Here is a 19,916-nt window from a genome sequence, read left to right as displayed (position 1 = left end):
AGCGTTGTCAACGAGGCTCATCAATCAACAGCCGATGACATGAAACGCCCAGGGAAGAAACCCGCGACCGATCGGAGCTTCGTCGTCGCGCTGGCGCGCGGCCTCGACGTGCTGCGGGCGTTCCGGCCGAATGACGGCCTGCTGGGCAATCAGGAAATCGCCGCGCGCACCAACCTGCCGAAGGCGACGGTCTCGCGCCTCACTTACACGCTCACCAAGCTCGGCTATCTCACCCCGGTGCCGCGCTTCGAGAAATACCAGCTGGCCCCAGCGGCGCTGGCGCTGGGCTACGCCGCGCTCGCCAATCTCGGCATCCGCCATCTTTCCGAGCCGTTCCGCGAGCAGCTGATGCGCGAGACCGGCGGCGCGGTGGCCATCGGCGGCCGCGACCGGCTGAGCATGATCTATTTCGGCCAGAGCCGTCACGGCGTCATCAACGTTCAACTCGACGTCGGCTCGCGCATTCCGATTGCAACGACCGCGATGGGCCGCGCCTACATCTGGGCGCTGCCGGACGAGGACCGCGCCGCGTTGATGCGGGAGATGCGCGAGCATTACGGCAGCCGTTGGCCGAAGATCCGCGACGGCATCGAGCGCGCCGGCGAGACCGTTGCGAAATATGGCTTCACGATCTCCGCCGGCGAATGGCAGGACGACGTTCATGCGGTCGGCGTCGCGTTGCGGCTGAACGACGGAACCGGTCCCTACGCCGTGAATTGCGGAGCACCGGCATTCCGCTTCACGGAAGAGCGCTTGCGCACCGACATTGGACCTCGTCTCGTCGCAATGGTAAGGAACATCGAAGCGGCGCTCGGCGGCCTCGCGCCGTCAACTAATCAAACAAGCAGCCCATCAAACAAAGAACTCAATAAAAAGCCGAAGCCAGGAGGAAAAGTTGCGCGTGTTGCCGAGGGTATCAGATAGCCTGCATCATCGCGGTCGGCTGGCGCCGCGTCCTGACCTGAACGATTTGGGGAGGGGCGAGACGAGATGACGCAGGCACAACTCGCCCAGACCAACGATCCGCTGCTCGTCGTCCGCGACGTCAGCGTCGTGTTCGGCGGCATCGTGGCGCTGAACGGCGTCTCGTTCGAGATGCGCGAGGGTCAGATCCTCGGCCTCATCGGCCCGAACGGCGCCGGCAAGACCACCCTGTTCAACTGCCTCAGCCGGCTCTACCAGCCGAGTTCCGGCGACATCCTGATGGAAGGCCACAGCATCCTGAAGCGGCCGCCGCACCGCATTGCCGAGATCGGCATCGGCCGCACCTTCCAGAATGTCGCGCTGTTTCCCAATCTCTCCGTGCTCGACAACGTCCGCGTCGGCACCCATGCGCGCACCTCCAGCGACATCATCTCGGATTCGCTGCGTCTGGCCTGGGTCCGGCGCAGCGAGAATTCCGTCAACACCAAGGTTCACGAAATTCTCGCCTATCTCGACCTCGAGGAGGTCGCGCACAAGACCGTGTCCGGGCTGCCGTTCGGCACCCAGAAGCGCGTCGAGCTGGCGCGCGCGCTCGCCGCCGATCCCAAGATCCTGCTGCTCGACGAGCCCGCCGGCGGGCTCAATCATGAGGAAGTCCATGTGCTGGGCGATCTGATCCGGCGCATTCGCGACGACCGCAAGGTGACCGTGCTGCTGGTCGAGCATCACATGGGACTGGTGATGTCGATCGCCGACCACGTCGTGGCGCTGAATTTCGGCCGCAAGCTCGCCGAGGGCACGCCCGCCCAGGTGCAGGCCGATCCCGACGTCATCAAGGCCTATCTCGGGAGCAAGGATCAATGACGCCGCTGCTCAACGTCAAGGACCTGCGCGCCTATTACGGCCAGGTCCAGGCCCTGCACGGCCTCTCCTTCTCCCTCAACGAGGGTTCGCTGACGACCCTGCTCGGCGCCAATGGCGCCGGCAAGACCACCACCCTGCGCGCCATCTGCAACATGGTGCGCTCGACCGGTGCGATCGAGTTCGAGGGGAAGCCGCTCAACAACAAATCGACCGAGAGCATCGTGCGCTTCGGCATCGCGCACGTGCCGCAGGGCCGCGGCACCTTCACCAACATGACGGTGGAAGAAAACCTGCAGCTCGGCGCCATCACGCGCAGCGACAAGGCGGGCATCGTCGCCGACATCGAGCGGATGTACTCCTACTTCCCCAAGCTGAAGGAACGCCACACCCAGCAGGCCGGCACCTTGTCCGGCGGCGAGCAGCAGATGCTGGCGGTGGCCCGCGCGCTGATGCTGCGACCCAGGCTGATGCTGCTCGACGAGCCGTCGTTCGGCTTGGCACCGCTGGTGGTCCGCGACCTTTTCGGCATCCTCGGCAAGATCAACCGCGAGGAAAAGGTCTCGATCCTCGTGGTCGAGCAGAATGCGCAGCTCGCGCTCGAGCTCGCCGATCGGGCCTATGTGATCGAGACGGGCCGCATCGTCATGTCGGGCGCGGCCTCGGACATCGCGAAAGACGAGAACGTCCGCAAATCCTATTTGGGCTACTAACGGAGGCGGGACAATGGAGCTCTTCACCAACCAGGTCCTGGCCGGCATTGCGACGGGCGCGATCTACGCCTGCATGGCGCTCGCCGTCGTGATGATCTACCAGGCCATCGACCATCTCAACTTTGCGCAAGGCGAGATGGCGATGTTCTCGACATTCATCTCCTGGCAGCTGATGCAATGGGGCCTGCCCTACTGGGTCGCCTTCGTGGTGACGCTGGCCTTCTCCTTCGCCGGCGGCATCGTGATCGAGCGGGTGCTGTTCAAGCCACTGACCAAGGCGCCGATCCTGACCCAGGTCGCCGGCTTCATCGCGCTGTTCTCGATCATCAACTCCTGCGCCGGGCTGATCTGGGACTTCACCATCAAGCAGTACCCGACGCCATTCGGCTCCTCGCCGTTCCTGGGCAGCCAGCTGATCTCGACCCATCAGGCCGGCATGATCGGCATTACCCTGCTGCTCCTGATCGGGCTGTACTTCTTCTTCCAGTACACCCGTGTCGGACTTGCGATGCGCGCGGCCGCAGCCTTGCCGGAATCGGCGCGGCTGGTCGGCATCAACACCTCCTGGATGATTGCGCTCGGCTGGGGCATGGCGGCCGCGATCGGCTCGATCGCCGGCATGCTGATCGCGCCGGTGGTGTTCCTCGAGCCCAACATGATGGGCGGCGTGCTGATCTACGGTTTCGCCGCGGCCGTGCTTGGGGGCCTCACCAGCCCCTTCGGTGCGGTGCTCGGCGGCTTCCTGGTCGGCATCTTCGAGAATCTCGCCGGCACCTACATTCCCCATGTGGGCAATGAGATGAAGCTGCCGATCGCACTGGCCCTCATCATCTCCGTCCTAGTCATCAAACCCGCCGGCCTGTTCGGCCGCAACATCGTGAAGCGAGTCTGATCATGAGCGCAGTCGAGGACATCGCATCCCAGGCGCCCGCGGTCGATGCCGTTCCGAAGCGGGCCATGACCTTGAGTTCCGGCACCACCTTCGTCGTCGTGCTTCTGCTTCTCGTGGTTCCGCTGTTCGTCAAGAACTTCATCATCTTCCAGATGACGATGCTCCTGATCTACGGACTCGCCGTGCTGGCGTTGAACATCCTGACCGGCGGCTCCGGACAGTTCTCTCTCGGGCAGAGCGCGTTCTATGCGGTCGGCGCCTATACGTCGGCGATCCTGATGGAGCAGTACAATGTCAACTACGCGCTGACCCTGCCGGTCGCCGGCGTCATCTGCTTCGGCTTCGGCTTCCTGTTCGGCCAACCGGCGCTGCGGCTCTCGGGCGTGTATCTCGCGCTCGCCACCTTCGCGCTCGCCACCGCGATGCCGCAGATCCTCAAGCTCGGCTTCTTCGAGGAATGGACCGGCGGCGTGCAGGGCCTCGTCGTCACCAAGCCGGACGCGCCGTTCGGTCTGCCGATGTCGCAGGACATGTGGCTGTACTACTTCACGCTGGCGATCACCATCGCGATCTACGTGTTCTCGGTGAACCTATTACGCTCGCGTTCGGGGCGGGCTTTCATGGCGATCCGCGACAACGAGATCGCAGCATCCGCCATGGGCATCGACGTCGCGACCTACAAGACGCTGGCGTTCGGCGTCAGCGCCGGCATCACCGGCGTCGCCGGCGGCCTCGGCGCCATCGCCGTGCAGTTCGTGGCACCCGACAGCTACACGATCGTTCTCGCGATCTCGCTGTTCCTCGGCATGGTCGTCGGCGGCGTCGGCTGGCTGCCCGGATCGTTCGTCGGCGCGGCCTTCATCATCTTCGTTCCCAACATCGCCGAAGGCATTTCGAAGGGCCTGTCCGGCGCGGTGTTCGGCGTGCTGCTGTTCCTCGTCATCTTCCTCGTGCCGCACGGCTCGCGGCAGGTGGCGATGGTGGCGCAGCAGCTGCTCGGCAAACTCAGAAAGAACTAAGGAGGAACTCTTGCAGGTCGTTCAACAACTACGAATCGCCGCGATCGCGACGGCGGTCATCGCCCTCACCTCGGGCGCAGCACTCGCCCAGAAGAAATACGACGCCGGCGCGTCGGATACCGAGATCAAGATCGGCAACATCATGCCCTATAGCGGGCCGGCGTCCGCCTACGGCGTGATCGGAAAGACCGAGGAGGCGTATTTCAAGAAGATCAACGCCGAGGGCGGCATCAACGGCCGAAAGATCAACTTCGTCAGCTATGACGACGCCTATTCGCCGCCCAAGGCGGTCGAGCAGGTGCGCAAGCTGGTCGAAAGCGACGAGGTCCTGTTCGTCTTCAACCCGCTCGGCACGCCCTCGAACTCGGCGATCCAGAAATATCTCAACGGCAAGAAGATCCCGCAACTGTTCGTCGCCACCGGCGCAACCAAGTGGAACGACCCGAAGAACTTCCCCTGGACCATGGGCTGGCAGCCGAGCTACCAGAGCGAGGGCCGCATCTATGCGAAGTACCTGCTCAAGGACAAGCCCGGCGCCAAGGTCGGCGTGCTGTTCCAGAACGACGATTTCGGCAAGGATTATCTGAAGGGCCTCAAGGATGGCCTCGGCGACAAGGCCGCGTCCATGATCGTCATGGAAGAGAGCTACGAGACCTCCGAACCCTCGATCGACGGCCACATCGTCAAGCTGAAGGCCTCCGGCGCCGACGTCTTCTTCAGCGTCACGACGCCCAAGTTCGCGGCGCAGGCGATCAAGAAACTTGCCGAGATCGATTGGCATCCGACGCATCTGGTCGTCAACGTCTCGGCCTCGGTCGGCAGCGTGATCAAGCCGGCCGGCTTCGAGAACTCGCAAGGGATTCTTTCGGCCGCCTATGCCAAGGACGCTGCGGATCCGCAGTGGAACGATGATCCCGGCATGAAGAAGTTCTTCGACTTCCTCGCGCAGTATTATCCCGACGCCAACAAGCTCGACAGCTCGACCGTCTATGGCTACGGCGCCGCACAGACGCTCGTGAAGGTGCTGCAGATGTGCGGCGACGACCTCACCCGCGCCAATGTGATGAAGCAGGCCGCCAGCCTGAAGGACTTCGCGCCCGACACCTTGCTGCCGGGCGTCAAGATCAACACCTCGGCTACCGACTTCGCGCCCATCGAGCAATTGCAGATGATGCGGTTCAAAGGCGAGAAGTGGGAGCTGTTCGGCGAGGCGATCAGCGGCGCCATCGAGTAATCGTGCAATCGAGCATCGCCGCCGAGAGCGGTGCCGATCTCAACCTCGCCCTCCGCGCCATCCGCGCGGAGGGCTTTTTCGTAGGTCGCACCGACGATGCCATGAACGGTGGACAGACACCGTTTAGCTGATCTCAGGCTGTTCTCGCAGAGCAATCACCCGCCCAAATTGTGCGCACTTCTCGCAACTGCGCAGATGTTGCGCGGACGCGGACCGATAAAACACGGACCGTGCCGTGATGTCGCAACCACGCCGCGGCGGCTCTGCTATAGTCCCCCGACACACGAGAGCTTCCGTCAAGGAGGCCACGGCACGTCATCCAGAACCAACACGGGAGAAACGCACCATGATGATCACGCGACGGGCCGCCCTTGCCTCGGCTGCCGCCATCGTCCTCGCCTCGAGTTCCGCGATCGCCGCCAACAAGAAGTACGACACCGGCGCCTCCGACACCGAGATCAAGATCGGCAACATCATGCCCTATAGCGGGCCGGCCTCGGCCTACGGCATCATCGGAAAGACGGAAGCGGCCTACTTCAAGAAGATCAACGCCGAGGGAGGCATCAACGGCCGCAAGATCAACTTCATCTCTTATGACGACGCCTATTCGCCGCCAAAGACGGTCGAACAGGCACGCAAGCTGGTCGAGAGCGATGAGGTGCTGTTCATCTTCAATTCGCTGGGCACGCCGCCGAACTCGGCAATCCACAAATACATGAACTCGAAGAAGGTCCCGCAGCTGTTCGTCGCCACCGGCGCCACCAAGTGGAACGACCCGAAGGATTTCCCCTGGACCATGGGCTGGCAGCCCAACTACCAGAGCGAATCCCGAATCTACGCAAAATATCTGCTGAAGGAAAAGCCGGACGCCAAGATCGCGGTGCTGTATCAGAACGATGATTACGGCAAGGACTATCTGAAAGGGCTGAAGGACGGGCTTGGCGCCAAGGCCGCCTCAATGATCGTGATGGAGGAGAGCTACGAGACCGCCGAACCCTCGATCGACAATCACATTGTCAAACTCAAGTCCACCGGCGCCGACGTATTCGTGAACATCACCACGCCGAAATTTGCGGCGCAGGCAATCAAGAAGGTCAAGGAGATCGACTGGAAGACGCTGCATATCCTCAACAACGTCTCCGCCTCCGTCGGCAGCGTCCTGAAGCCGGCTGGCTATGAGAATTCGCAGGACATCATCTCGGCGGCCTATCTCAAGGACGTCTCCGATCCGCAATGGAAGGATGACGCCGGGATGAAACAGTTCCTCGACTTCATGGCAAAGGATTTCCCCGAGGGCGACAAACTCGATGGCGGCACCGTCGTCGGCTACAGCGTGGCCCAGACGCTGGTGCAGGTGCTGAAGCAATGCGGCGACGACCTCACTCGCGAGAACGTCATGAAGCAGGCCGCATCGCTGCGCAACTTCCGCACCGAGATGCTGCTGCCTGGCATCACGATCAACACCTCGGCGACCGACTTCGCACCCGTCAGCCAGCTGCAACTGATGCGCTTCAAGGGCGAGAAGTGGGAGCTGTTCGGCGACGTGATCTCCGCCGACGTCGGCGGCTAACGACGAGACGCAGTTGAAACCGCCGCCTGCGGCCTCGCGCCGCAGGCGGCGCTCTCTCCAAGCATCTTTGCTGTCTTTGCCAAGAATTTCTTAAGCTAGGAGTTGAAAGAGAGGCGGTCATGCAGCGGCGGCGGTTACGCCGAGCGCGCGGCTGCGCTATGGGGACTCGTCCGGAGTGAAACGAGTCGCCCGCCTTGCGGGCGGATCCAACAACAAGGCCAAGCTCCAAGGCCGAGAAGGAGTCCCCACGTGACCACTGCCCTCACCCGCCGCACGCTCTCCAGCATGCTCGGTCTCGCCTTGGTTGGCGCCGCTGCCGGCAGCGCCCATGCCGACAAGAAATACGACACCGGAGCCAGCGACACCGAGATCAGGATCGGCAACATCGTGCCCTATAGCGGCCCGGCCTCGGCCTATGGCTCGGTCGGCAAGGCGATGTCGGCAGTGTTCAAGAAGGTCAACGACGAGGGCGGCATCAACGGTCGCAAGATCAATTTCATCTCCTACGACGACGCCTATTCGCCGCCAAAGACCGTCGAGCAGGCGCGCAAACTGGTGGAGAGCGACGAGGTGCTCTTCCTGTTCGGTGTGCTCGGGACTGCGCCCAACACGGCGATCCAGAAATACATGAACGCCAAGAAGGTGCCGCAGCTGTTCGTCGCCACCGGCGCCACCAAGTGGAACGAGCCCAAGACCAATCCGTGGACCATGGGATGGCTGCCGAGCTATCAGTCGGAAGCCCGCATCTATGCCAAATATCTCACCGCGCAGCAGCCGACCGGCAAGATCGCAGTGCTCTACCAGAACGACGACATGGGCAAGGACTATCTGAAGGGTCTCAAGGATGGCCTTGGCGACACGTCCCGCGTGGTGCTGGAGGAGAGCTACGAAATCGCCGAACCCACGGTGGAGTCGCACATCGTCAAGATGAAGTCGGCCAATCCGGACATCGTCGTGCTGTTCACCACACCGAAATCCGGCGCACAGGCGATCAAGAAGCTCGGCGAGATGAACTGGAAGCCGCTCACCATCATCTCGAACGTCAGCGCCTCGACCGCGGCGGTGATGCGGCCGGCCGGCGTCGAGAACTCGCAAGGGGTGATCTCGGCCGCCTATGCCAAGGATGCCTCCGACCCGCAATGGGCCAACGACCCCGGTCTTGGCGCGTTCAGGGAGCTGCTCGCCAAATATCTGCCGGAAATCAACCCCGTGGATTCGTCGGCGCTGACCGGTTACAACATCGCCACCACAATGGTCGAGGTGCTGAAGCGATGCGGCGACGAACTGACCCGCGCCAATGTCATGAAGCAGGCGGCAGGCCTGAAGCAGTTTGCGCAGGGCGGGCTGTTGCCCGGCATCACGCTGACCACCGGTCCGGACGACTTCCAGCCGATCGAGCAGCTGCAGCTGATGCAGTTCAAGGGCGAGCGCTGGCAGTTGTTCGGCGAGGTCATGAGCGGCGAGCTGAAATAGGCTCTGCACGGCAGACGGGCGGCGCCGCATGACCAGCCGCCGTCCGTTGTTGCGCTCAATCTTCGATGCCGCCGTCGCCGCGGCGCATCCCGACGTCGTGCTGCCGGCATTCCTGCCGGCGGCTCCCAAAGGACGAATCATCTGCCTCGCCGCCGGCAAGGGCGCGGCCGCGATGGCGCTCGCGGCCGAGCGCCATTACCTGGACACGCTCGGGTTCGATCCCGCGAAGCTGACCGGCATCGCAACCACCCGCCACGGCCATGGTGTGCCGACCCGGCGGGTGAAGGTGATCGAGGCCGGACATCCGATGCCGGACGAGGCCGGGCTGAAGGCCGCCGACGAGACGCTGCAATTGGCGGCAACCGCCGAGCCCGGCGACCTGATGCTGGTGCTGCTCTCCGGTGGTGGGTCCGCCAATTGGGTCGCGCCGGTGAACGGTGTCAGCTTCGCGCAGAAGCAGCAGCTGACCCGCGCGCTGCTCCGCTCGGGCGCACCGATCGGCGAAATGAATACGGTCCGCAAGCATCTGTCGCGCATCAAGGGCGGCCGGCTGGCGCGGGCCGGGCAGAAGGCCGAGATCGTGACGCTGGCGATCTCCGACGTGCCGCATGACGATCCCTCGGCGATCGCATCGGGTCCTACGGTGCCCGATCCGACCACGCTGGCCGATGCCCGCGGCATCGTCGCCAAATACAAGCTCGAGGTCGACCCGGCGATCGGTCGGGCGCTCGATGATGCCGCCAATGAGAGCTGCAAGCCCGGCGATGCCGCCTTCGCCCGCGCCTCGTTCGAGCTGATCGCGCGCCCCGCCAGCTCGCTGGAGGCGGCCGTGGCCAGCGTCAAGGCCGCGGGCTACGACGTGCTCGATCTCGGCGCCGATCTCGAGGGTGAGGCCCGCGAGGTCGCGGCCGATCACGCCAAACTGGCACGCGAGGCCCGCGCGCTCGGCCGCCGCATGGCGATCATTTCCGGCGGCGAGCTCACCGTGACGGTGCGCGGCCAGGGCCGCGGCGGCCCGAACCAGGAATATGCCCTGGCGCTCGCCGACCTCCTCAAGGACATGGAGGGCGTCGCGGCGCTCGCCGGCGACACCGACGGCGCCGATGGCGGCGGCGGCAGCGCCTCCGATCCGGCCGGTGCGCTTGTCGATGCCGAGGTCATCGCCGCGATGCGGGCGCAGGGGCTGGATCCGCAGGCCTATCTCGCCAACAACGACGCCACCGCGTTCTTCGCCGCGACCGGCGGCCTGCTGCAGACCGGACCGACCCTCACCAACGTGAACGACGTCAGGGTCATCCTGGTCGATTGAGGGGCGCGACTGCGTCCTTCAGAACTCCTCCGCGATCTTGGTGAGCATCGCCAGCAGCGCGTCGCGACCATCCGGGCCCAGCAGCTCGTTGAGCCGCGCCTCATGCTTCGACACCACCAGCTTCTTGGCGCGGGCCAGCACGGCGCGGCCCTTCTCGGTCAGCATCAGGATGTGCGAGCGCCGGTCGTTGGCCGAACGCACCCGCGCACACAGGTCGCGGCTCTCGAGGCTGTCCAGCAAGGACACGAAGTTCGGCCGCAGGATGCCCAGGGTGTTGGCGATCTCGGTCTGGTTACGGCCCGGATTGGCGTCGAGCAGCAGCAGCACCGAGAACTGGGCCGGCGTCAGTTGCAGCGGCGCGACGCAGCGCAGGAAGTCCTCGAACACCTTCAACTGCGCCCGTTTCAGCACATAGCCAAGCAGATCCGACAGCTCGCCGAGCTGGACCGCTTGCGTCTCGTCGGCCGCTACGGCAGCTTCCTTGCGGCTTTCCCTCTTGCTGACGGGCTTGGCGCTATCGGCCATCACGGTCCGCCAAATTCATCGCATTTGCTTCCATCCCTGGTCTCGAATGCCGCAGCCGGAACAGCGGCCTTGAGATTATAATCGATAATTGTTATCCACTATATCAAACACGGGCAGCCCAATTCAACTGCCCAAGACCGGCGGACGGCGCAGGGCGCCGGCCGCGCCCGGTCACCACAGAGGGGGAGCGTCCTGTCTTGAACACAACGATCTTGCTGTTCCTGTTGCAGGACGGCATTACCAATGGCGCGATCTACGCGCTGCTCGGGCTGGCGCTCGTGCTGGTGTTTGCCGTCACCCGGGTGATCCTGATCCCGCAGGGCGAATTCGTCACCTACGGCGCCCTCACCTATGCCTCGCTCGCTGCCGGCCAAATGCCGGGCACCGCGAAGCTCGCCGTCGTGATCGGGCTCGCGGCCTTCGCCTTCGACCTCTACGCCATGCGCAAGACGCTGCACGCGCCGAAGATCGCGCGCACCTTCGGCCTCAACGTCGCCCTCCCTGTCGTCATTCTGCTCGCCAGCATGTGGGCGGCGAACCAGCGCATGCCCGCCGGCGTCAGCCTGGTGCTGTCGCTGCTGATCGTGGCCAGCATCGGCCTGTCGCTCTACCGCATCGTGTTCCAGCCGCTCGCGCACACCTCGGTGCTGGTGCTGCTGATCGCCTCGGTCGGCGTTCACCTCGCACTGCAGGGCCTCGGCCTGCTGTTCTTCGGCGCCGAGGGCCAGCGTGGCCCGACCCTGCTCAATGCCACGGCGACGCTCGGCTCGCTGCGCTTCACCGGGCAGGGCATGGCGGTCTACGGCATCACCATCGCCTTCATCGTCGGCCTCTGGCTGTTCTTCGGCCTGACGCTCTACGGCAAGGCGCTGCGCGCCACCGCCATCAACCGGCTCGGCGCCCGCCTGGTCGGCATCCGCACCACGCTGTCGGGCCAGATCGCGTTCCTGCTGGCCTCCACCATCGGCGCGCTCTCGGGTATCCTGATCGTCCCGATCACGACGCTCTATTACGACACCGGCTTCCTGATCGGCCTCAAAGGCTTCATCGCCGCGATCATCGGCGGCCTGATCAGCTATCCGCTGACTGCGGTCGCCGCGCTCGTCGTCGGCATCGTCGAGGCGTTCTCCTCGTTCTATGCCTCCAACTTCAAGGAGGTGATCGTTTTCACGCTGCTGATCCCGGTTCTGCTGCTGCGTTCGCTCGCCGCGCCCGCGGTCGAAGAAGAGAAGGATTGAGCCGTGCGCGAGCGTTGGCCTCTCATCATCTTTGCCGTCATCGTCGCGGCGATCCCGTTCATCCCGGGCATGCCGCCGTTCTGGATCGTGCTGCTCGACAATATCGGCCTGTCGGCGCTGGTCGCGATGGGGCTGGTGCTGCTGACCGGCGTCGGCGGTCTGACCTCGTTCGGCCAGGCCGCTTTTGTCGGCTTCGGCGCCTACACCACTGCGGTGCTGTCGGCCAATTACGGCGTATCGCCGTGGCTGACCCTGCCGCTGTCGCTGCTGGTGTCGGGCCTCGCCGCCGTTCTGCTCGGCCTCGTCACGGTCAGGCTGTCCGGCCACTATCTGCCGCTCGGCACGCTCGCCTGGGGCCTCGGCCTGTTCTATCTGTTCAGCAAGCTCGCCTTCCTCGGCCGCAACGACGGCATCTCCGGCATCCCGCCGCTGTCGATCGGCAGCCTCAAGATGCTCGATCCCGGCACGATCTATTTCGCGATCTGGGCCGCCGTTCTGATCTCCGCACTGTTGACGATGAACCTGCTGGACTCCCGCACCGGCCGCGCCATTCGCGCGCTGCGCCGCGGCCACATCGCCGCGGAAGCGTTCGGCGTCTATGCACCTCGCGCCAAGCTGCTGGTGTTCATCTATGCCGCCGTGCTCGCCGGCCTCTCGGGCTGGCTCTATGCGCACTTCACCCGCGCCGTGAACCCGACGCCGTTCGGCGCCCAGGCCGGCATCGAATATCTGTTCGTCGCCGTGGTCGGCGGCGCCGGCTATGTCTGGGGCGGCGTGCTCGGCGCGGCGATCGTCGTCGTGCTGAAAGAGGTGCTGCAAAGCTACCTCCCGCTGCTGCTGCATGGCGAGGGCCAGCTCGAGACCATCGTGTTCGGCATTCTCCTCGTCACGCTTCTCCAGCTCGCCCCGACCGGCCTGTGGCCGTGGCTGACGGCGCGGCTGCCGTTCAAGCCGGTTGCCAAGCAGCCGGACACGTCGGTCAAACTGCCGGCGCGGGAGCGATCTGCGACGACTCCAAACGTGCTGCTCCAGGTCGACAACGCGCGTAAGCAGTTCGGCGGCGTGGTCGCGGTCAACAACGTCTCGTTCGACGTCCAGTCCCGCGAGATCGTCGCGCTGATCGGCCCGAACGGCGCCGGCAAGAGCACGACCTTCAACCTGATCACCGGCGTGCTGCCGCCGACCTCCGGCAACATCTCGGTGCTCGGCAAGGCCGTCGGCAACGCCCCGCCGCAGGACGTCGTCAAGCTCGGCATTTCCCGTACCTTCCAGCACGTGAAGCTGGTGCCGGACATGACGGTGCTCGAGAACGTCGCGATCGGCGCGCATCTGCGCGGCCATTCCAACGCGCTCACGAGCATGTTCCGGCTCGATCGCGGCGACGAAGCCAAGCTGCTCGCGGAAGCCGCGCGGCAGATCGAGCGCGTCGGGCTCGGCGACCAGATGCACCAGCTTGCCGGCTCGTTGTCTCTCGGCCAGCAGCGCATCGTCGAGATCGCCCGCGCGCTGTGCGTGGATCCGATGCTGCTGCTGCTCGACGAGCCGGCCGCCGGCCTGCGCCACATGGAGAAGCAGCGCCTCGGCGCGCTGCTGCGCGACCTCCGCGCCGGCGGCATGTCGGTGCTGCTGGTCGAACACGACATGGGATTTGTCATGGACCTCGCCGACCGCATCGTGGTGCTCGATTTCGGCACCAAGATCGCCGAGGGCACACCTGCCGCGATCAAGACCAATCCGGAGGTCATCAAGGCGTATCTCGGAGCCACCGCATGAGCACGCTGCTGGAAGTCACCGACGCCCATGTCTCCTACGGCAAGGTCGAGGCGGTCCGCTCGGTCTCGCTCACCGTGGCCGAGAACGAGATCGTCACCATCATCGGCGCCAACGGCGCCGGCAAGACCACGCTGCTCAGTGCCATCATGGGCGTGTTTCCGCTGAAGGGTCGCGTCTCCTTCCTGGGCGAGGACATGGCCCGGCTGGAGATCGAGGACCGCGTCGCGCGCGGTCTCTGTCTGGTGCCGGAGCATCGCGAGCTGTTCGCCACCATGAACGTGGAGGATAATCTGCAGCTCGGCGCTTTCAGAATGTCGAAGGCCCACGCCGCACGCGGCTTCGAGCACGTCTACACGCTGTTTCCGAAGCTCAAGGAGCGGCGCAAGCAGCTCGCCGGCACGCTCTCCGGCGGCGAGCAGCAGATGCTGGCGATGGGGCGCGCGCTGATGGGCGCGCCAAAGATGCTGATGCTGGACGAGCCCAGCCTTGGCCTGGCGCCGATCATCGTCGCCGGCATCTTCGAAATCGTCGCCAAGCTGCGCCAGGAAGGCGTCTCGGTGCTGCTGGTCGAGCAGAACGCCAAGGCCGCGCTCAAGGTCGCCGACCGCGCCTATGTCATGGAGCTCGGCGAGTTCGTGCTCAACGGCAAGGCCAGCGAGATCGCCACCGACGAGCGCGTGGCGGCGAGCTATCTCGGCTTTGCCGAGGCGGCCGCGAGCTGAGCCTGATGTCGATAGGGTGAGGCGCTGCTTCAGGAGGGCGCCTCCTTCGACAGCAGGAAATCGACCATCACGCGCTCCAGCGCCCGGTACATGTCGGTGCCGGTCGCCGTCAGGCAGCCGCGCTGGCGCGCAGCGGCGATGAAGGGCGAGACCTCGGGCCGGGTGATGACACAGCCGCAATAGGCCGACGGGCTGACGGTCGTCATGTCGATCGGCAGAGGATCGCCGGGCTGCATGCCTGCCGGCGTGGCGTTGGCAACCATGTCGAAGCCTGTTGCGTTCATCGAGCCGACAACGGCGCGGCCTTTGCCCCGCTCGTTGAGGCGCGCGATCAGCACATCGCGGCGTCCGGCATCGCTGTCGTGAATGGCAAGCTCGCGCACGCCGGAATCGATCAGCGCCAAAGCGATTGCCGAGCCCGCACCGCCCGCGCCAATCTGTAGCGCGCGGCAGCCTGCAGGATCGAAGCTCGCCCCCTTCGCAGCGCCAATGAAGCCAAGGCCGTCGACCATGTCGCCATGCCAACGGCCGTCAGGACCACGCCGCATCAGATTCACGGCGCCGATGAAATGCGCGCGCTCGGTGGCCGTCGCACAGGCGCGGTAGCAGGCGAATTTGTGCGGGATGGTCGCGACGATGCCGTCGAGATTCTTCACCCGTGTCATCGTCGCCAGGAAGTCAGTCAGGTCGCGCGGCGCGACTTGGACCGCAACCAGGATCGCATCGCTGCCGCGCTCCGAGAACGCCTGGCTGACGCCGGCCGGCGCGCGCACCTGCGCGACGGGATCGCCGATGATGATGTGGAGCCGCGTGGCTCCGGTGGGGGCGGGAATCATGGTAGGCTCCCAAAACGACAAAGATCATCGTCCAAATGGCCGAAAGGCCGGCTCACCGAGCCGGCCTTCCTCACTCGAAGATATCGTCCGTCCGGTTACTTCGCCGGGACGTATTTGCCATCCTTCACCGTCAGGATGATGCGGGCGCGGTCGTCGAGGCCGGAACGGTCCTTTTCGGTGAAGTTGTAGACGCCCTGCGAGGCCGCCAGATCCTTCTCGGTCAGCAGCGCCTGGCGGATGGCCTCGCGGAACTCCGGCGTGCCGGGCTTGGCGGTCTTCAGCGCCACCGGGATGATGCGCTTGAGGATCTCGAACGCGTCGAACGAATGGCCGGCGAACTGGCTGCGGCTGTTCGGGCCATACTTGCCCTCATACGCCTTGTTCAGCTCCATGCCCGGCTTCTTGGTCAGCGCGCTGTCGTCCTGCGTCTCCGGCGACATCACCGGACCGGACGCCATGATCACCCCCTCCGCCGCCTTGCCGGCGATACGGATGAAGTCCATGCTCGCGGCGCCGTGGGTCTGATAGATCAGGCCGGTGTAGCCACGCTCGCGCAGCTCGGTCTGCGGCAGCGCCGCGGCGGTGCCGGAGGCGCCGACCAGGATGGCGTCCGGATTGGCGGCGACCAGCTTCAGCACCTGGCCGGTGACCGAGGTGTCGGGACGCGCAAAGCGTTCCTCGTCGGCGATGGTGATGCCCATCGGCACAGCCTGATTCTTCAGATCGTTGAACCAGAGGTCGCCGTAGGAGTCGGAGTAGCCGATATAGCCGACGGTCTTGATGTTGTGCGCCTTCATGTGCTCGTACAGCACCTTGCCCATGATCGGCACCGGCTGCGGCATCACAACCGACCATTTCATCCGCTCCGGCGTGACCGGGAACGGCGCCAGGCCGAAATGCGGAATGCCGGCCTCGTTGGCGACGTTGGACACCGCGATGGTCGGCGGCGTCAGCGCCGAGCCCATGATGATATCGGCCTTCGATTCCGTCACGAAGCGACGGGCGTTGGTCGTGGCCGTGGTCGGATCGCCGCCGTCGTCGAGCACGATCACCTTGAGCGGCACGCCGCCGATCTCCTTCGGCACGAACTCGAGCGCATTGCGCTCGGGGATGCCGAGCGCCGCGCCCGGCCCCGTCGTCGTCGTGGTGATGCCGATGGTGATCTCGCTGGTCTGCGCCAGCGCCGGCGCTGATGCCAGCATCGCGATGACGCCAGCCGCCGCCAGATAGGCCTTCCTCATAAAATCCTCCCTCAATCTTTTCGGTTCAGCTCGTGATCCGCCGATCCTGCTTGCAGTCCCGCCCCCTGTCTGGGGCATCTTCCAACACGACCGGCCGATATGTGTCCAAACGTGATCATAGCATTGAACACGAGAAGATCACTCCTCACCAGTCGACCAAAGCACGACAGCTGAACATCCTTAAGACGGCCGCATGTCGTACCCATTTCCGCGCCTCATTCCCCGAGAAACTTGGCTCGCATCTCCTCCGGGAAAGGTGCCGATTTCAGCTTGTCCGGGTCGGCCGGATCGCGCCCGACCAGCACCCGGGTCTCGAACCCTTCGATGGCCAGCGCCTCACCCTTGAACACCTTGTGGGTGACGTCGAAGGACGAGCGCTTGATGCTCTCGATCCGGCTCTCGATCGTGATCCAGTCGCCATAGGTCGAGGGGATGTAGAACTTGGCGCGGGTGTCGACCATGGGGATGCCGACCAGGCCGTAGCGGCGGACGATGTCCTGCTTGGAGAACCCGGCCGCCTCGAACATGACCGAGGTTGCATCATCGAACATCGCGAAATAGCGCGGGTAGTAGACGATGTTGGCGGGATCGCAGTCGCCCCACTGGATCTGCACGTCGCGGCGGTGAACGAACATGTCTTGAAAGCCTCACACCATCGCCGATAGCGATCTGGAGAGTGGGCAACGGCGCGCAGCGCCGTGCCCACCATTTTCAGCGGCGGTGGGCACGCTACGCTTTGCCCACCCTACGTTTCTCTACGTCGTCATTCCGGGGCGCGCGGAGCGCGAGCCCGGAATCCATCTCTCAGCAGTGCTAGACGCCGAATGGATTCCGGGCCCGACGCTGGCGCGTCGTCCCGGAATGACAACCACGTGGACGTCGGCGCGCCGCACTTACTTCGGCGCCATGCGCAGCGAGCCGTCGAGGCGAACGACTTCGCCGTTGAGGTAGGCGTTCTCGACCATGTGCAGCGCCAGCGCGGCGAACTCATCGGCATGACCCAGACGGCGGGGGAACGGGATCGCGGCGGCGAGCGAGTCCTGGGCCTCCTGCGGCAGGTTGGCGAGCAGCGGCGTCAGGAACAGGCCCGGCGCAATGGTCAGCACGCGGATGCCGAACTGCGCGAGCTCGCGCGCGATCGGCAGGGTCATGCCGACGATGCCGCCCTTGGAGGCCGAATAGGCCGACTGTCCGATCTGGCCGTCATAGGCGGCGACGGACGCGGTGTTGATGACGACGCCGCGCTCGCCGGTCGCCTGCGGCTCCAGCTTGGTCATGCCGTTGGTGACCAGACGCAGCATGTTGAACGAGCCGATCAGGTTGACCTTGATGACCTTCTCGAAATCGGCCAGCGGCATCGGGCCGTCACGTCCGACGACGCGCTTGGCGACGCCGATGCCGGCACAGTTCACCAGCACGCGCGGCTGCTGGCCGAGCGCCTCGACGGCCTTGGCAACGGCCGCTTCCGCGCCGGCGGCGTCCGAGACGTCGCAGACCACCGGCACGCCCTTGATCTCGGCCGCGACCTCCTCCGCCAGCTTGGCATTGAGATCGAACACCGCGACCTTGGCGCCCTGCGCAGCGAGCTTGCGGGCGGTGGCGGCCCCGAGGCCGGAGGCGCCGCCGGTGACGATGGCGGCCTGGTCCTTCAACAACATTGTCGTTTCTCCCTTGGATGCGTCGATCAGCCGGCGATGATGATGTCGTCGTCCGGCGTCGCGGCGTAGATGCGTTCGATCAGGTCCTTGCGGTTCTCCAGCACGGCGCGCTGGTTGATCGATCCCTTGTCGGTGACCTCGCCCTTGTCGATCGACAGCGGCTCGCCGAGCAGGACGGCGCGCGTGATGCGCGTCGACGAGCCGGTCGCGGTCTGCAGGAATTTTGCGAAGCGCTGACGGAAGGCCTCGATGATCAGCGGATCAGCCGCCGTGGCGGCGAGGTCGTCGAACGGCAAGGTCGCGTTGATCAGGCGGCAACCATCGAGATCGAGCACGACGATTGCGGCGATCTCGTCGCGGTTGATGCCGGCGATGATCACGTCGCGCGCCAGCGGCGCGCACGCAGCCACGAAGCGGGCCCGCAACGGGCCGACGGAAACCCAGGTGCCGCTCGCCAGCTTGAAGTCCTCGGCAACACGGCCGTCAAAGTCGAAGCCGGCATTGAAGTCGTCGGGATCGACGGGCTTCAGCGCGTCGCCCATCTTGTAGTAGCCTTCGTCATCAAAGGCCGCGGCCGAGACCTCCGGCAGGCGCCAATAGCCCGGCGTCACGTTCGGCCCCTTGGCGCGCACTTCCATCTTGCCGTTGTTGGGAACGAGCTTGGCCTCGTTGCCGGAGACGGGCAGGCCGACATGGCCGGAGCGGCTGGTGCGCGGATTGACCGACATGAAGAACGGTGCGGTCTCGGTGGAGCCGAGGCCCGTCAACATCGGCACACGAGTGCCCGTCTCGGCCACCGAGAGCTCGTCGAGCTCGTTCCAGACATGCGGCGCCAGTGCGGCGCCGGAGAAGAACATCGCGTGCAGCCGCTGGAAGAAGGACTTCCGCAGCGCCGGGTCCTCGCGGAAATAGGGCAGCAGCGACTCGTAGCCCTTCGGGACGTTGAAATAGACCGTGGGCGAAATCTCGCGCAGGTTTCGCACGGTCTCCTCGATGCCACCCGGCACCGGCTTGCCCTGGTCGAGATACATCGAGCCGCCGTTGAACAGCGTCAGGCCGATGTTGTGGTTGCCGCCGAATGTGTGATTCCAGGGCAACCAGTCGATGATCACGGGCGGCTCGTCCTTGAGGAAGGCGAGCGTCTCGCGGATCATCACCTGGTTGGCGCAGATCATGCGCTGGGTGTTGATGACGGCCTTCGGATTGCCGGTCGAGCCCGAGGTCAGCAGGAATTTCGCGATCGTGTCCGGGCCGATCTTGTCATGGGCGGCGTCGAGGCCAGGAAACAGCGGCGATGCGATCAGATCGGCGAGCATCGTGATCTTGCGGCCCGGCACCGAGCCGAACGACGCCACGATCTCGGTGCCTTCGGGTACGTTGGCGATGAGCGCGTCGGCGAACTTGTCGGCGTCGTCGACGAAGACGAGGCCCGGCGTCAGCAGCTTCATCAGGTAGGCGAGCTTGCCGTAGTCGCGCGACACCAGCGAATAGGCCGGCGACACCGGACAGAACGGCACGCCGGCATAGAGCGCGCCGAACGCGACCAGCGCATGGTCGATCGAATTGCCCGACAGGATCATGACCGGCCGGTCCGGCGACAGCCCGCGCGCGAGCAGCCCCGACGCGATGTGCCGGCTCGCCGCCAGCAGCGTGGCATAGGTCAGCTCGCGCCAGCCCTCCGGGCCAACGCGCTCGGCCATGAACACGCGCTCAGGCGTGGCTTTGGCGAAGTGATGCAGCCGGTCGGTGATCCGCGGCGGATAGTCGCCGAGCGGCTGCTTCGGACGGAGATAGATGGTGCCGTCGTCTCGGCGGTCGACCGTGACGGCCGGGTCGTTGAACGAGATCGCGCGCAACGGATGAACACTGGCGCTGCGCGCCGTGTCGTCCGTTCCTCCCCGTGTGCTTGTTATTGTTTGTGCGGTCAT

At 65.0% G+C, this 19,916-nt stretch carries 19 protein-coding genes; 13 read left to right on the top strand and 6 right to left on the bottom strand.

The annotated features are described in order from the left end of the window. Positions 1–39 precede the first annotated feature (39 nt). From QX048_RS01115 to QX048_RS01070, 10 genes are all read left to right on the top strand, one after another. Positions 40–924 (top strand): IclR family transcriptional regulator, encoded by an 885-nt coding sequence (locus QX048_RS01115; RefSeq protein ID WP_315713776.1) that lies wholly within the window; start codon positions 40–42, stop codon positions 922–924. 66 nt (positions 925–990) lie between these two features. Continuing rightward, positions 991–1,788 (top strand): ABC transporter ATP-binding protein, encoded by a 798-nt coding sequence (locus tag QX048_RS01110; protein ID WP_315713775.1) that lies wholly within the window; start codon positions 991–993, stop codon positions 1,786–1,788. Next, positions 1,785–2,498: an ABC transporter ATP-binding protein gene (locus QX048_RS01105; RefSeq protein ID WP_315713774.1), complete on the top strand. Its 714-nt coding sequence runs from the start codon at positions 1,785–1,787 to the stop codon at positions 2,496–2,498. The genes QX048_RS01110 and QX048_RS01105 overlap by 4 nt, the downstream gene beginning before the upstream one ends. Before the next feature lie 13 nt (positions 2,499–2,511). Continuing rightward, positions 2,512–3,390: a branched-chain amino acid ABC transporter permease gene (locus QX048_RS01100; protein ID WP_315713773.1), complete on the top strand. Its 879-nt coding sequence runs from the start codon at positions 2,512–2,514 to the stop codon at positions 3,388–3,390. A 2-nt stretch (positions 3,391–3,392) separates the two neighbouring features. Continuing rightward, positions 3,393–4,409, top strand: a complete 1,017-nt coding sequence (locus QX048_RS01095) for a branched-chain amino acid ABC transporter permease (RefSeq protein WP_315713772.1) — start codon at positions 3,393–3,395, stop codon at positions 4,407–4,409. 10 nt (positions 4,410–4,419) lie between these two features. Further along, the gene (locus QX048_RS01090) at positions 4,420–5,643 is read left to right on the top strand and encodes an ABC transporter substrate-binding protein (RefSeq protein WP_315713771.1); all 1,224 of its coding nucleotides are present in this window, start codon (positions 4,420–4,422) and stop codon (positions 5,641–5,643) included. A 2-nt stretch (positions 5,644–5,645) separates the two neighbouring features. Next, positions 5,646–5,774, top strand: a complete 129-nt coding sequence (locus tag QX048_RS01085) for a hypothetical protein (RefSeq protein ID WP_315713770.1) — start codon at positions 5,646–5,648, stop codon at positions 5,772–5,774. A 215-nt stretch (positions 5,775–5,989) separates the two neighbouring features. Next, complete coding sequence (locus tag QX048_RS01080; RefSeq protein ID WP_316169545.1) at positions 5,990–7,213, top strand: ABC transporter substrate-binding protein; 1,224 nt, start codon at positions 5,990–5,992, stop codon at positions 7,211–7,213. A 249-nt stretch (positions 7,214–7,462) separates the two neighbouring features. After that, the gene (locus tag QX048_RS01075; protein ID WP_316186651.1) at positions 7,463–8,686 is read left to right on the top strand and encodes an ABC transporter substrate-binding protein; all 1,224 of its coding nucleotides are present in this window, start codon (positions 7,463–7,465) and stop codon (positions 8,684–8,686) included. Between the two features lie 28 nt (positions 8,687–8,714). After that, positions 8,715–9,995 (top strand): glycerate kinase, encoded by a 1,281-nt coding sequence (locus QX048_RS01070; protein WP_316200334.1) that lies wholly within the window; start codon positions 8,715–8,717, stop codon positions 9,993–9,995. Between the two features lie 18 nt (positions 9,996–10,013). On the opposite strand, the gene QX048_RS01065 is transcribed toward QX048_RS01070, so the two are convergent. Continuing rightward, positions 10,014–10,520, bottom strand: a complete 507-nt coding sequence (locus tag QX048_RS01065) for a MarR family winged helix-turn-helix transcriptional regulator (RefSeq protein ID WP_315713766.1) — start codon at positions 10,518–10,520, stop codon at positions 10,014–10,016. Between the two features lie 197 nt (positions 10,521–10,717). Between QX048_RS01065 and QX048_RS01060 the strand changes: the two genes are divergently transcribed. The 3 genes from QX048_RS01060 to QX048_RS01050 are packed head-to-tail and all read left to right on the top strand — an operon-like array spanning position 10,718 to position 14,253. Then, positions 10,718–11,758 (top strand): branched-chain amino acid ABC transporter permease, encoded by a 1,041-nt coding sequence (locus tag QX048_RS01060; RefSeq protein WP_315825948.1) that lies wholly within the window; start codon positions 10,718–10,720, stop codon positions 11,756–11,758. Positions 11,759–11,761: 3 nt separating this feature from the next. After that, positions 11,762–13,531, top strand: coding sequence for a branched-chain amino acid ABC transporter ATP-binding protein/permease (locus QX048_RS01055; RefSeq protein ID WP_315825947.1), 1,770 nt, complete (start codon positions 11,762–11,764; stop codon positions 13,529–13,531). Continuing rightward, complete coding sequence (locus tag QX048_RS01050; RefSeq protein ID WP_315713763.1) at positions 13,528–14,253, top strand: ABC transporter ATP-binding protein; 726 nt, start codon at positions 13,528–13,530, stop codon at positions 14,251–14,253. Before QX048_RS01055 ends, QX048_RS01050 begins: the two co-directional genes overlap by 4 nt. A 29-nt stretch (positions 14,254–14,282) precedes the next feature. Here QX048_RS01050 and QX048_RS01045 read toward each other — a convergent pair whose 3' ends face one another. From QX048_RS01045 to QX048_RS01025, 5 genes are all read right to left on the bottom strand, one after another. Continuing rightward, positions 14,283–15,089: a shikimate dehydrogenase gene (locus QX048_RS01045; protein ID WP_315825946.1), complete on the bottom strand. Its 807-nt coding sequence runs from the start codon at positions 15,087–15,089 to the stop codon at positions 14,283–14,285. A gap of 95 nt (positions 15,090–15,184) precedes the next feature. Further along, complete coding sequence (locus QX048_RS01040) at positions 15,185–16,330, bottom strand: ABC transporter substrate-binding protein (RefSeq protein WP_315713761.1); 1,146 nt, start codon at positions 16,328–16,330, stop codon at positions 15,185–15,187. A gap of 215 nt (positions 16,331–16,545) precedes the next feature. Beyond that, positions 16,546–16,965 (bottom strand): thioesterase family protein, encoded by a 420-nt coding sequence (locus tag QX048_RS01035; protein ID WP_315825945.1) that lies wholly within the window; start codon positions 16,963–16,965, stop codon positions 16,546–16,548. Positions 16,966–17,223: 258 nt separating this feature from the next. Next, a complete protein-coding gene (locus tag QX048_RS01030) occupies positions 17,224–17,988 on the bottom strand; it encodes an SDR family NAD(P)-dependent oxidoreductase (protein ID WP_315825944.1) in 765 nt (254 codons plus the stop codon). A gap of 26 nt (positions 17,989–18,014) precedes the next feature. Further along, complete coding sequence (locus tag QX048_RS01025; protein ID WP_315825943.1) at positions 18,015–19,916, bottom strand: feruloyl-CoA synthase; 1,902 nt, start codon at positions 19,914–19,916, stop codon at positions 18,015–18,017.

Origin of the sequence: Bradyrhizobium sp. SZCCHNS30572 (assembly GCF_032484415.1) — a bacterium.
Classification (GTDB): Bacteria; Pseudomonadota; Alphaproteobacteria; order Rhizobiales; family Xanthobacteraceae; genus Bradyrhizobium.
The sequence above is the reverse complement of the archived record's forward strand: the minus strand, read 5'-3'. Positions and strand labels throughout refer to the sequence as shown.